The organism is Pseudomonas cyclaminis (assembly GCF_015163715.1).
In the GTDB taxonomy this organism is placed as follows: Bacteria; Pseudomonadota; Gammaproteobacteria; order Pseudomonadales; family Pseudomonadaceae; genus Aquipseudomonas; species Aquipseudomonas cyclaminis.
This window is the reverse complement of record NZ_JADDUM010000231.1, coordinates 1-11,014: the sequence shown is the minus strand read 5'-3', so window position 1 is coordinate 11,014 and position 11,014 is coordinate 1. Positions and strand designations below refer to the sequence as shown.

Here is an 11,014-nt window from a genome sequence, read left to right as displayed (position 1 = left end):
TGGGTCAGCTACAAATAAGCTGACTGATCCACCGCTATCGGGGGCAAGCCCCCTCCCACATTTGTTTCTGTGTTGGGTCAGTCGGACCAGGGCGCTTTGCGGGAGTTGTTCAACTCAAGCAGGTAGCCATCGCCACCGAGTTGACTCATCTGCTGCCGAATCCACGCCGCCCGCCGCGCCACATACGCGGTCGGGTGGCTGGCACTCCACACCCGTGGGTTGGGCAGCACAGCCGCCAGATAGCTGGCCTGCTGCCGTGAAAGCCCCTTGGCACTCACGCCAAAGTGATGCCGCGCCGCCGCTTCTGCGCCGAACACCCCTTCATCCCATTCCACGCTGTTGAGGTACACCTCAAGGATCCGCTCCTTGGGCCACAGCACCTCGATCAACCCGGTAAACCAAGCCTCCAGGCCTTTGCGCAAATAACTGCGGCCAGCCCACAGGAACAGATTTTTCGACACCTGCTGGCTCAACGTACTGGCGCCGCGAATCGAGCCGCCGCGCTCGTTGTGCAGGATCGCCGCCTGGATCGCGCCGAAATCAAAGCCCCAATGCTGTGGGAAGCGCTGGTCTTCACCGGCCATCACCGCCACTTTGAGGTCATTGGAGATCTCGTCCCACGGCACCCAGGTGCGCTGCAGGTCAATGGGTTCGCCGTCGAACCAGGATTCGACCTTGCGCTCCACCATCAACGCAGTGAACGGCGGCGGGACGACACGAAACAGCAGCACCAGCAATACACTGCCGATGGCAAACCATTTCACGACGTTGAGAAAGCGTTTGAAGAGGAGACGCAGCATAGAGATGGCTTGGCCGAACCCGTTGAGCGGGCCATTATACAGACCCTGCCCGATGAGTCTGACTGGAGTTCCCCATGCTGCGAAGCTTTCTGATGCTGGCCGCGTTTTTCGGCTTCACCGGTGTCGCCCTCGGCGCCTTCGCCGCCCATGGCCTGAAAAACCGTCTGAGCGCCGAGTACCTGGCGATCTTCCATACCGGCGTGACCTACCAACTGGTGCACGCCCTCGCGCTGTTCGGCGTGGCATTGCTGGCGGCCCACCTTCCCGGCCGCCTGGTGACCTGGGCCGGTATCTCGTTTGTCGTCGGTATCCTGCTGTTCTCCGGCAGCCTGTATGTGTTGACTACCACGGGCATCAGCAAGCTCGGCATCATCACGCCGTTCGGTGGCCTGGCGTTCCTGCTCGGCTGGTTCTTCCTTGGCCTGTTTGCCTGGCGCTTGCAGGTCGTCTGACCAAGGGACTTGGGCCGGCAACACCAATCAAGCTAGAATGCTGGCCCCTAAAAACGATGGCGGCCCGCGGCATGCGCATTCTGTTGAACGGCGAATCCTTTGAACTGCCCGACGGTGCAACCGTTGCGGCCCTGCTGACCTGCCTGGACCTGACCGGGCGTCGTGTCGCAGTGGAGCTCAACCTGGATATCGTCCCGCGTAGCCTGCACGCCGAGACTGCGCTCACCGAAGGTGATCAGGTCGAAGTGGTCCACGCCATCGGTGGCGGCTAGGCGCCTGCCCGAATTCTGCAGAACCTCACCCCATTACGAGGATTTCCCATGAGCATCGTTCGTAGCGACAAGCCCTTCGTCCTGGCCGGTCGTACCTACCAGTCCCGCCTGCTGGTCGGCACCGGCAAGTACCGCGACATGGAAGAAACCCGCCTGGCCATCGAAGCCTCGGGTGCCGAGATCGTGACCTTCGCCGTGCGCCGCACCAACCTCGGCCAGATCGAGGGCGAGCCGAACCTGCTCGAAGTGCTGTCGCCGGACCGCTACACCTTCCTGCCGAACACCGCCGGTTGCTATGACGCCATCGAAGCCGTGCGCACCTGCCGCCTGGCCCGTGAGCTGCTCGACGGCCACAACCTGGTGAAGCTGGAAGTGCTGGCCGACCAGAAAACCCTGTTCCCCAACGTGATCGAAACCCTCAAGGCCGCTGAAACCCTGGTCAAGGAAGGCTTCGACGTGATGGTCTACACCAGTGATGACCCGATCATCGCCCGTCAATTGGCGGAAATCGGCTGCATCGCAGTGATGCCGCTGGCCGGTCTGATCGGCTCCGGCCTGGGTATCTGCAATCCGTACAACCTGCAGATCATCCTTGAAGAAGCCAAGATCCCGGTGCTGGTGGATGCCGGCGTAGGCACCGCCTCCGACGCGACCATCGCCATGGAGCTGGGTTGCGACGCGGTGCTGATGAACTCGGCCATCGCCCATGCCCAACAACCGATCATGATGGCCGAAGCCATGCAACACGCCATCGTCGCAGGCCGCCTGGCTTACCTCGCCGGGCGCATGCCGAAAAAACTCTACGCCAGCGCCTCTTCGCCGCTGGATGGTCTGATCAAGTAAGAGCCATTGATGACTGAATCAAACGAAACGCCGAACACCGTGGAAGAAGCTGGCGACGAGTCCAAGCACCGCCGCATCAAGAGTTTTGTGATGCGCGCCGGCCGCATGACCGAAGGCCAGCAAAAGGGCCTGGAGCAGGGCACGCCGCTGTTCGTGTTGCCCCTGGCCGACGCGCCGGTGGACTACGACCAAGTGTTCGGCCGCTCGGCCCCGCGTTCCCTGGAGATCGGTTTCGGCATGGGCCACTCCCTGCTGGAAATGGCCGCCGCCGCGCCGGACCAGGACTTCATCGGCGTGGAAGTGCACCGCCCGGGTGTCGGCGCACTGCTTAACGGCGTGCTGACCCAAGGCCTGACCAATCTGCGCGTCTACGACTGCGACGCGATTGAAGTGCTCAACCGCTGCATTGCCGACAACAGCCTCGACCGCCTGATGCTGTTCTTTCCGGACCCATGGCACAAATCCCGTCACCACAAGCGCCGCATCGTCCAGGCGTCCTTCGCGGAACTGGTACGGAGCAAGCTGAAAGTCGGCGGTATTTTGCACATGGCCACCGACTGGGAACCCTATGCCGAATACATGCTGGAAGTGATGGACGTTGCCCCTGGCTACCGCAACCTGGCGGAAGACGGCAAATGCGTGCCACGCCCGGCTGAGCGTCCGATCACCAAGTTCGAACGTCGCGGTGAGCGGTTGGGGCATGGGGTTTGGGATTTGAAGTTCGAGAAGCTGGCTTAACTCGCTGCTAACTTGTAATGCAAAAAATGTGGGAGGGGCAAGCCCCCTCCCACATTTGTATTTGTGTTGTGTTTGAGGTCAGCGGCGGTCTGCGACTACACCAATCAACACCAGGACCACCACCAACACCGGCGCCAGGCTGTAGTTATTGAACTGGCTCAACCCTCGCACAATCCACGGCGTGGCATAGATCAACGCCGCACCGCTGCCGATCATGCACACCAGTGCCATCAGCGGTACGCGCAAGGCGCCGGCGATGCTGCCCAGGCGTGCTTCGACCCAGCCCTTGATGTCGGCGCCGAACAGCACCAGCAAACAGCCCACAAGGGCCAGAGAGATTTCCGACAGGTTGCTGCGGCTCCAGCGGGATACGGTGGCGAGCAGGTCGAGTACCAAATCCATGTGACTTCCTTAGAGCGTCAGCTCAAAAACTTCTGCAACAGGTCATTGAGAAAGAGTTGCCCACGGTCGGTGGCCGCCAGGCGTGACGGTTCGACCTGCATTAAGCCACTTTGTTCTGCCTCGCGCCGTGCCTCGTCGAGGCTTGTCAGGTCGAGGCCGGTGCGCTCGGCGTAAAGCTTGGCGTCGACGCCTTCGGTGAGGCGCAGGGCGTTCATCAGGAACTCGAACGGCAGCTCGTCGTTGGTCAGTTCCTTCGCGCCGGCCTGGAAGCTTTTGGCCGGGTTGAGGTAGTCCTTCGGCGCACGGGTTTTCCAGGTGCGCACGATGCGCCCGTCCGGATGGCTGAGCTTGCCGTGGGCACCGGCGCCGATGCCGATAAAGTCGCCGAAGCTCCAGTAATTGAGGTTATGCCGCGCCGGGCGGCCCGGTTGGGCATAGGCCGACACTTCATATTGCGCGTAACCGTGTTCGGCCAGCAGTGCCTGGCCAGCTTCCTGGATGTCCCACAGGGTGTCGTCTTCCGGCAGCGCTGGCGGCTGGTTCCAGAACACGGTGTTGGGTTCCAGGGTCAGTTGGTACCAGGACAAATGCGTGGGCTTGAGCGCGATGGCCTGGCGCAGGTCGCCGAGGGCGTCGTCCAGGGACTGGTCGGGCAAGCCGTGCATCAAGTCCAGGTTGAAGTTATCGAACCCGGCCTGGCGCGCCATACCGGCAGCGCGTACGGCTTCATCGCCATTGTGGATACGGCCCAGGGCCTGGAGTTTTTCCTGCTGGAAGCTCTGGATGCCGATGGACAGGCGGTTGATCCCCAGCTTGCGGTACGCCACGAACTTCTCTTGCTCGAACGTCCCTGGGTTGGCTTCCAGGGTGATCTCTATATCGCTGGCAAACGGGATGCGCGCTTTCACGCCCTCAAGCAAGCGGCCCAGTGCTGCGGCGCTGAACAGGCTGGGCGTGCCGCCACCAAAGAAAATCGAGCTCAATTCCCGGCCATACACGGCGTGCAGGTCCTGGTCCAGGTCGGCCAGCAAGGCGTCCACGTACTCTTCTTCCGGCAGCACTTTGCTCGCGGTGTGGGAGTTGAAGTCGCAATACGGGCATTTGCGCACGCACCACGGGATGTGGATATACAGCGCCAGGGGCGGCAGCACCGGCAGGGCCGCCCGAGGTGTTTGCGCGCCGCCGTGGATCAGCGGCAGCGCCGGGGTGTCGTGGGTCATTTCAGGCTCAGGCGTTGGCGCAGCAAATCCATTGCGCGGGCGCGGTGGCTGATCTGGTTCTTGTCGGCCGGGCTCAGTTCGGCGCTGGAGACGTTGCGCTCCGGCACCCAGAACAGCGGGTCATAGCCAAAACCATGCTCACCGCTGGCCGCATGCAGGATGCGCCCGTGCCACAGGCCTTCGCACAGGATGGGCAACGGGTCGTCCGCGTGGCGTACCAGGGCCAGCACGCAGACGAACTGCGCGCCGCGCATCGCGTCCGGCACGTCCTTGAGGGCGTCCAGCAGTTTGGCATTGTTGGCTGCGTCACCTTTGCCATCGGCGTAGCGCGCCGAATAAATGCCGGGTGCGCCGCCGAGGAAATCCACCGCCAGCCCCGAGTCATCCGCCAACGCCGGCAGGCCGGAAATGCGTGCGGCATTACGCGCCTTGAGGATGGCATTCTCGACGAACGACAAACCGGTCTCTTCCGGCTCGACCTGGCTGAACTCGCCAATCGAGCGCAGTTGCACCGACTCGCCGAGCATGGCCTGGAGTTCTTTGAGTTTGCCGGCGTTATGGCTGGCCAGTACCAGTTGAGTAAGGTTCATCATTCCGCCGGAAACAGTTCCTGGTTGAACTGGAAGCTATGGGCTTTGCCGCCAGTTTCAACGTTGATGGTAAAGGTCTTGTATTCGCGCTGGGTCACGGAATAGGGCGCGAGGTAGCTGGTCCCGCCTTTCTCTTCGATCTGCTTGAACGTCAGCATCTCGCTCTTGCCGCCCAGGTCCTTGATGGTACCGGTCACCTGGGCCGCGACTGGGGCTACGCCCTTGATCACGGTCACATTGATCAAGCCCTTCTCCTTGCTGCGCACCACGCCGGCTTTTTGGGCGGTTTCGGGGGGCAGGAAGCTTGAGGTGAAGGTGTTGTAGTGAACGGTGATATCACCGAAGTCTTTCTTGCGATTAGCGTCAATAGTGTCCGCAGCCATGGCGCTGGCGCCCAGGCATGCGGTCAGTAGAAAAATAGCCAAGCGACTCATAAACGTCCCTCTTGAAAATGATTAGACGGCAATTTTGTGGTCGGTCAGGCCAGGGCTGCTGACCCGGTAGATACCGATTTCGCCCAACAGGTTGGGCCATAGTTTACTCGTCCAGCCGTGGCGGTGCTGTTGATCGACGGCAAGGCGGTTGATTACCTTGGCTTCACGCTCGCCACACAGTGCTTCGAAGTCTTCGAAGGTGCAAAAGTGGATGTTCGGCGTGTTGTACCAGGTGTACGGCAGGAAGTCCGACACCGGCATCCGGCCTTTGGTGGCCAGGTACCAGCGGCAGCGCCAGTGGCCGAAGTTGGGGAAGGTGATGATGCACTGGCGACCCACACGCAGCATTTCGTCGAGGATGCGGTCCGGGTAGTGCACGGCTTGCAGGGCCTGGGTCATCACCACGATGTCGAAACTGTTGCTGGCAAAGTTGCCCAGGCCCTTGTCCAGGTCCTGCTCGATCACGTTGATGCCCTTGGCCACGCACTGGGCAATGTTGTCCGGGTCGTTTTCCAGGCCGTAGCCGGTGACTTGCTTGTTGTCGCGCAACCAGCTCAGCAGTTCGCCATCGCCGCAGCCCAGGTCGAGCACGCGGCTGCCGGCGGGGATCCAGTCTTGGATGATGTCCAGGTCGGCTCTCATGGCGTTCTCACAAAATGATGCGGTTCATGTAATTGCTGAAAGCCTGCAAGTAGCGCGGGATCGGGATCAGGAAGGCGTCGTGGCCTTGCGGAGCATCGATCTCCAGGTAGCAGACGTCTTTACGTGCGGCCATCAGTGCGTCCACCAGCTCACGGGAGCGCGCCGGCGAGAAGCGCCAGTCGGTGGTGAACGACATCACGCAGAACTTGGCCGTGGCGCCTTCGAAGGTTTTCGCCAGGTCGTCATCAAAGTTGGCCGCTGGGTCGAAGTAGTCCAAAGCCTTGGTCATCAGCAGGTAGGTGTTGGCGTCGAAACGCCCGGAGAACTCCTCGCCTTGATAACGCAGGTAGCTTTCCACCTGGAATTCGACGCTGTGGAAGTCGTAGTTGAGCTTTTCGCTCTTGAGGCCACGGCCGAATTTCTCGCCCATGGAGTCGTCGGACAGGTAGGTGATATGCCCGACCATCCGCGCCAGCATCAAGCCGCGCTTGGGAATCACACCCGCTTCCTGGAACGAACCACCGTGGAACTCGGGGTCGGTGAGGATTGCCTGGCGCGCCACTTCGTTGAAGGCGATGTTCTGCGCCGACAACTTGGGGGCCGAGGCAATCGCCAGGCAATGGCGCACGCGGTCCGGGTAAGTGATGGTCCATTGCAGCGCCTGCATGCCACCCAGGCTGCCGCCGATCACGGCCGCCCATTGGTCGATGCCCAGCAAGTTGGCAAGGCGCGCCTGGCTGTGCACCCAGTCTTCCACGGTGAGCACCGGGAAGTCGGCGCCGAACGGCTTGCCGGTTTCCGGGTTGAGGCTGCTGGGGCCGGTGGAGCCGTTGCAGCCACCGAGGTTGTTCAGGCTGACCACAAAGAACTTGTTGGTGTCGATGGGCTTGCCGGGACCGATGCAGCTATCCCACCAGCCGGGCTTGCGCTCGTCGGCACTGTGGAATCCCGCAGCATGGTGATGGCCGGACAAGGCGTGGCAGATCAGCACTGCGTTGCTCGCCGTGGCGTTCAGTTGGCCATAGGTTTCGTAGATCAGGTCGTAGGCGGGTAGCGAACGGCCGCAGGCCAAGGCCAGGGGTTCGCTGAAGTGCGCCACTTGGGGCACGACCAGTCCAACAGAATCGGGGGGGAAGGCAGCTGGCATCGACCCTGCTCTCGTTTAAATGAGGCGTAAGTCTAAAGACCGCTGCACCCAGCGGCAAGCAAAGGCCTGCGCGGTGCGAAATGAGGGAGGGAGCAAGTCCCTCCGCCTTTGTTCGCATCAGATCAGCAAGCGCAGAATCTCTGGCATCCCGGTCATGGCCGCCAGGTTGTTGATCACCAGCATGTCCAGCAACTTGAGCACCATGAACGCCAGGATCGGCGAGATATCCAGGCCGCCCAGGTTCGGCAGCAGACGGCGGAACGGCGCCAGGGCCGGCTCGCAGATCTGGTTGACCAGCTCGGCGCCAGGGTCGTGGCTGCCCGGCGCGACCCAGGACAGGATCACGCTGATGATCATGGCGAAGAAGAAAATCTTCAGGAACAGCGCGGTCACGCCGATGATCGCCCAGATCAGCAGCTGTACGAAATTGCCGGTGGTGCCGTAGGTCAGCAACAGGGTCAGCGCCATCAAGGCCAACTGCACCAGGATCGCCAGCACCAGCGAGGACATGTCCAGGCCGAACAGGCTCGGGATCACTCGGCGCAGCGGCTTGAGCAACGGCTGGGTGGCCTTGACGATGAACTGGCAGAGCGGGTTGTAGAAGTTGGCGCGTACCAGTTGCAGCACGAAACGCAACAGCACGATCAGCAGGTAAAGGCTGCCGAGGGTTTGCAGCACGTAGACGGCTGCGGTGTTCAAACCAATCATGTTGGCTCCTTAGTTGCCCAGTTGTTCGGCCATTTCGGCCGATCGGTGCGCAGCGGCACCCAGTGCTTTTTCCACCAGGGCTTCAAAGCCCCCGGCCTGGAACGATTCAATGGCGGCCTGCGTGGTGCCGCCTGGGGAGGTCACGCGGCGGCGCAGTTCGGCGGCATCCACATCGCTGGAGACGGCCATCTTCGCGGCACCCAGGGCGGTTTGCTCGGACAATTGCTCAGCGACGTCCCGTGGCAGGCCCAGTTTCACGCCCGCGGCGGTCATGGCTTCGATCAGCAGGAAGAAGTACGCCGGGCCGCTGCCGGAGACGGCGGTGACCGCGTCCAGTTGTTGTTCCTGTTCCAGCCACAGGGCAATGCCCACGGCGGACAGCAGCTCCTGGGCCTGGTCACGTTGCTCGGCGCTGACCTCGGCAGTGGCGTACAAACCGCTCACGCCTTGGCGCAACAGGGCCGGCGTGTTGGGCATGCAGCGCACGATAGGCTGGGCACCGAGCCAATTGTTCATGCTGGCGCAGGTAATGCCGGCGGCGATGGACACCACCAACTGATGCGGTTGCAGGCTGGGGCGCAGGCTTTCGCACACGGCCTTCATGGCCTGTGGCTTGACCGCCAGCACGATCACGTCGACGCCCTGGATGGCCTCGGCGTTGTCGGCGAAGGTGTCGATACCGTGCTCGGCGCTGATGCGCGCACGGGTGTCTGCGCCCGGATCGCTGGCGCGGATCTGCGCGGCGTCCAGGCCCTTGGCCCGCAGGCCGCCGATCAGGCTGGCCGCCATGTTGCCGGCGCCGATAAAGGCAATACGCGTGTTGCTCATGACAGGTCCTTATTCAGAGGGAGGTCAGCCATTTCACGGCTGGCCGTAATCACGGGCGCCAAACAGTGCGGTACCGATCCGCACCCAGGTGGCGCCTTGGGCAATGGCCGACTCAAGGTCATGGCTCATGCCCATGGAAAGTGTGTCCAGCGGCAGGTTCAAACGGGCTTGCAGGTCGCGAACGGTGGCGAATGCTGCATCTTGCTCGGCGCGATCTTCGGTCGGCTCGGGGATTGCCATCAGGCCACGCAGCGTCAAGCGCGGCAGGGCGCTGATCGCATTGGCCAGGGCCGGCAGGTCGGCGGGGGTACAGCCGGACTTGCTGGCTTCGCCACTGACATTGACCTGGATGCAGATATTCAGCGGTGGCAGGTCGGCCGGGCGTTGTTCGGACAGGCGTTGTGCAATTTTGAGGCGGTCCACGGAATGCACCCAAGCGAAGTTCTCGGCGATAGCGCGCGTCTTGTTCGATTGAATGGGGCCGATGAAGTGCCAACTCAAGGGCAGGTCGGTTAATTCGGCCTGTTTGCCCAAGGCTTCCTGCAAGTAGTTCTCGCCAAAATCGCACATGCCGGCGGCGTAGGCTTCACGCACGGCTTGGGCGGGTTTGGTCTTGCTCACGGCCAGCAGGTGGATGCTGCTTGCGTCACGTTGCACGGCGTCGGCTGCGGCGCGGATGCGCTGGCTAACCAGGCCGATGTTGTCTGCTATCGTCGACATTCAAGATGCGCCCGTGGATATGGAGTCCGCGGCATTCTACTGGAAATGGAAAGCCCTATGGATATCACTGAATTACTGGTGGCCGGCGTGCGCCGTGGCGCCTGCGACCTGCACCTGTCGGCTGGGCTGGCGCCCATGTTGCGAATCGATGGCGAAGTCTGGCCGATGGATTGCCCCGTGCTTTCAGCTGTGCAAGTGGCGGATTTATTGAGCCCTTTGCTCAACCAATACCAACAAAAGGATTTCGAAACATCTCTTGAAACGGATTTTGCCTTCGAGCTGCCCGGGGTCGCTCGATTCCGGGCGAACGTGTTCCAGCAGGATCGCGGCGTAGGGGCAGTGTTTCGCGTCATTCCCACCGAAATCCAAAGTTTGGAAGCGCTTGGCTTGGGGGAGGTGTTCCAGCGTATTGCGCAATTATCGCGTGGCCTGGTGCTGGTGACGGGGCCCACCGGCTCAGGAAAATCCACCACGTTGGCGGCCATGATCGACTATCTCAATCAGCATCGACGCCAGCACATCCTGACGCTGGAAGACCCCATCGAATTTATCCACAGACCGAAAATGGCGTTGATCAATCAGCGCCAGGTGCACCGCGACACCCACAGTTTCTCGGTGGCCCTGCGTTCGGCGCTGCGTGAAGACCCCGATGTGATCCTGGTGGGCGAATTGCGTGACCTGGAAACCATCCGCCTGGCGCTGACGGCGGCTGAGACCGGGCATCTGGTGTTTGGCACCCTGCACACCACCTCGGCGGCAAAGACCGTGGACAGGCTGGTGGACGTGTTCCCGGCCGGCGAAAAAGCCATGGTCCGCTCGATGCTCTCCGAATCGTTGCAGGCGGTGGTATCCCAGGTACTGGTGAAAAAACGTGGCGGCGGGCGCGTAGCGGCCCATGAAATCATGTTGGGTACGCCGGCCATTCGTAATTTGATTCGTGAGGACAAGGTGGCGCAGATGGTCTCCGCGATCCAGACCGGAGGCGCGTTGGGGATGAAAACGTTGGATATGAGCTTGAAGGCGTTGGTGAGCGAGGGGCTGGTCAGTCGGGAAGAGGCGCGGGGGAAGGCTAGGGTGCCTGGGGATATATAAGATCGGGAGATATAAGGAGGTCCAAATGTGGAGGCTGCCGATTGCAGTGGGTCAGCTACAAATAAGCCGATTGATCCACCGCTATCGGGGCAAGCCCCCTCCCACATTAGTACTGCGTTCCAGCTT

General features: G+C 61.7%; 15 protein-coding genes. 5 read left to right on the top strand and 10 right to left on the bottom strand.

What is annotated here, in order from left to right; genetic code table 11:
- Positions 1 to 77: 77 nt before the first annotated feature.
- Entirely contained in the window at positions 78 to 800 is a 723-nt protein-coding gene (gene mtgA / locus IQK56_RS25480) for a monofunctional biosynthetic peptidoglycan transglycosylase (protein WP_150674409.1), read from the bottom strand.
- A 74-nt stretch (positions 801 to 874) separates the two neighbouring features.
- Here mtgA and IQK56_RS25475 point away from each other — a divergent pair, with 74 nt between their 5' ends.
- The 4 genes from IQK56_RS25475 to trmB all read left to right on the top strand — a co-directional run bounded on the left by IQK56_RS25475 (position 875) and on the right by trmB (position 3,105).
- The gene (locus IQK56_RS25475) at positions 875 to 1,252 is read left to right on the top strand and encodes a DUF423 domain-containing protein (RefSeq protein WP_150674408.1); all 378 of its coding nucleotides are present in this window, start codon (positions 875 to 877) and stop codon (positions 1,250 to 1,252) included.
- 71 nt (positions 1,253 to 1,323) lie between these two features.
- Entirely contained in the window at positions 1,324 to 1,524 is a 201-nt protein-coding gene (thiS, locus tag IQK56_RS25470; RefSeq protein WP_206691963.1) for a sulfur carrier protein ThiS, read from the top strand.
- A 48-nt stretch (positions 1,525 to 1,572) separates the two neighbouring features.
- Complete coding sequence (locus IQK56_RS25465; RefSeq protein ID WP_003234615.1) at positions 1,573 to 2,367, top strand: thiazole synthase; 795 nt, start codon at positions 1,573 to 1,575, stop codon at positions 2,365 to 2,367.
- 9 nt (positions 2,368 to 2,376) lie between these two features.
- Positions 2,377 to 3,105 carry a tRNA (guanosine(46)-N7)-methyltransferase TrmB gene (trmB, locus tag IQK56_RS25460; protein ID WP_032884142.1) on the top strand — a complete coding sequence of 243 codons (729 nt, stop codon included), beginning with the start codon at positions 2,377 to 2,379 and terminating at the stop codon, positions 3,103 to 3,105.
- Positions 3,106 to 3,183: 78 nt separating this feature from the next.
- Here the strand turns inward: trmB and IQK56_RS25455 are convergent, their stop codons facing one another.
- The 9 genes from IQK56_RS25455 to IQK56_RS25415 all read right to left on the bottom strand — a co-directional run bounded on the left by IQK56_RS25455 (position 3,184) and on the right by IQK56_RS25415 (position 9,796).
- Entirely contained in the window at positions 3,184 to 3,507 is a 324-nt protein-coding gene (locus tag IQK56_RS25455; protein WP_016972961.1) for a DUF3392 domain-containing protein, read from the bottom strand.
- Positions 3,508 to 3,524: 17 nt separating this feature from the next.
- Positions 3,525 to 4,727: a radical SAM family heme chaperone HemW gene (hemW, locus tag IQK56_RS25450; RefSeq protein ID WP_246500290.1), complete on the bottom strand. Its 1,203-nt coding sequence runs from the start codon at positions 4,725 to 4,727 to the stop codon at positions 3,525 to 3,527.
- The gene (rdgB, locus tag IQK56_RS25445; protein ID WP_065871952.1) at positions 4,724 to 5,320 is read right to left on the bottom strand and encodes an RdgB/HAM1 family non-canonical purine NTP pyrophosphatase; all 597 of its coding nucleotides are present in this window, start codon (positions 5,318 to 5,320) and stop codon (positions 4,724 to 4,726) included. The genes hemW and rdgB overlap by 4 nt, the downstream gene beginning before the upstream one ends.
- Positions 5,317 to 5,751 (bottom strand): DUF4426 domain-containing protein, encoded by a 435-nt coding sequence (locus IQK56_RS25440; protein WP_122306606.1) that lies wholly within the window; start codon positions 5,749 to 5,751, stop codon positions 5,317 to 5,319. The genes rdgB and IQK56_RS25440 overlap by 4 nt, the downstream gene beginning before the upstream one ends.
- 21 nt (positions 5,752 to 5,772) lie before the next feature.
- Positions 5,773 to 6,393, bottom strand: a complete 621-nt coding sequence (metW, locus tag IQK56_RS25435; protein WP_122306607.1) for a methionine biosynthesis protein MetW — start codon at positions 6,391 to 6,393, stop codon at positions 5,773 to 5,775.
- 7 nt (positions 6,394 to 6,400) lie between these two features.
- Positions 6,401 to 7,540 carry a homoserine O-succinyltransferase MetX gene (gene metX / locus IQK56_RS25430; protein WP_193863801.1) on the bottom strand — a complete coding sequence of 380 codons (1,140 nt, stop codon included), beginning with the start codon at positions 7,538 to 7,540 and terminating at the stop codon, positions 6,401 to 6,403.
- 117 nt (positions 7,541 to 7,657) lie between these two features.
- Positions 7,658 to 8,248, bottom strand: coding sequence for a YggT family protein (locus tag IQK56_RS25425; protein ID WP_193863802.1), 591 nt, complete (start codon positions 8,246 to 8,248; stop codon positions 7,658 to 7,660).
- A gap of 9 nt (positions 8,249 to 8,257) precedes the next feature.
- On the bottom strand, positions 8,258 to 9,076 hold the full coding sequence (gene proC / locus IQK56_RS25420; RefSeq protein WP_122306609.1) for a pyrroline-5-carboxylate reductase: 819 nt from the start codon (positions 9,074 to 9,076) through the stop codon (positions 8,258 to 8,260).
- A gap of 33 nt (positions 9,077 to 9,109) precedes the next feature.
- Positions 9,110 to 9,796, bottom strand: coding sequence for a YggS family pyridoxal phosphate-dependent enzyme (locus IQK56_RS25415; protein ID WP_122306610.1), 687 nt, complete (start codon positions 9,794 to 9,796; stop codon positions 9,110 to 9,112).
- A 57-nt stretch (positions 9,797 to 9,853) separates the two neighbouring features.
- Here IQK56_RS25415 and IQK56_RS25410 point away from each other — a divergent pair, with 57 nt between their 5' ends.
- Positions 9,854 to 10,888, top strand: a complete 1,035-nt coding sequence (locus tag IQK56_RS25410; protein WP_193863803.1) for a type IV pilus twitching motility protein PilT — start codon at positions 9,854 to 9,856, stop codon at positions 10,886 to 10,888.
- Positions 10,889 to 11,014 lie beyond the last annotated feature (126 nt).

Coding starts and splice junctions, on each gene's coding strand:
- mtgA (WP_150674409.1), bottom strand. CDS start 800: ATGCTGCGTCTCCTCTTCAAACGCTTTCTCAACGTCGTGAAATGGTTT.
- IQK56_RS25475 (WP_150674408.1), top strand. CDS start 875: ATGCTGCGAAGCTTTCTGATGCTGGCCGCGTTTTTCGGCTTCACCGGT.
- thiS (WP_206691963.1), top strand. CDS start 1,324: ATGCGCATTCTGTTGAACGGCGAATCCTTTGAACTGCCCGACGGTGCA.
- IQK56_RS25465 (WP_003234615.1), top strand. CDS start 1,573: ATGAGCATCGTTCGTAGCGACAAGCCCTTCGTCCTGGCCGGTCGTACC.
- trmB (WP_032884142.1), top strand. CDS start 2,377: ATGACTGAATCAAACGAAACGCCGAACACCGTGGAAGAAGCTGGCGAC.
- IQK56_RS25455 (WP_016972961.1), bottom strand. CDS start 3,507: ATGGATTTGGTACTCGACCTGCTCGCCACCGTATCCCGCTGGAGCCGC.
- hemW (WP_246500290.1), bottom strand. CDS start 4,727: ATGACCCACGACACCCCGGCGCTGCCGCTGATCCACGGCGGCGCGCAA.
- rdgB (WP_065871952.1), bottom strand. CDS start 5,320: ATGATGAACCTTACTCAACTGGTACTGGCCAGCCATAACGCCGGCAAA.
- IQK56_RS25440 (WP_122306606.1), bottom strand. CDS start 5,751: ATGAGTCGCTTGGCTATTTTTCTACTGACCGCATGCCTGGGCGCCAGC.
- metW (WP_122306607.1), bottom strand. CDS start 6,393: ATGAGAGCCGACCTGGACATCATCCAAGACTGGATCCCCGCCGGCAGC.
- metX (WP_193863801.1), bottom strand. CDS start 7,540: ATGCCAGCTGCCTTCCCCCCCGATTCTGTTGGACTGGTCGTGCCCCAA.
- IQK56_RS25425 (WP_193863802.1), bottom strand. CDS start 8,248: ATGATTGGTTTGAACACCGCAGCCGTCTACGTGCTGCAAACCCTCGGC.
- proC (WP_122306609.1), bottom strand. CDS start 9,076: ATGAGCAACACGCGTATTGCCTTTATCGGCGCCGGCAACATGGCGGCC.
- IQK56_RS25415 (WP_122306610.1), bottom strand. CDS start 9,796: ATGTCGACGATAGCAGACAACATCGGCCTGGTTAGCCAGCGCATCCGC.
- IQK56_RS25410 (WP_193863803.1), top strand. CDS start 9,854: ATGGATATCACTGAATTACTGGTGGCCGGCGTGCGCCGTGGCGCCTGC.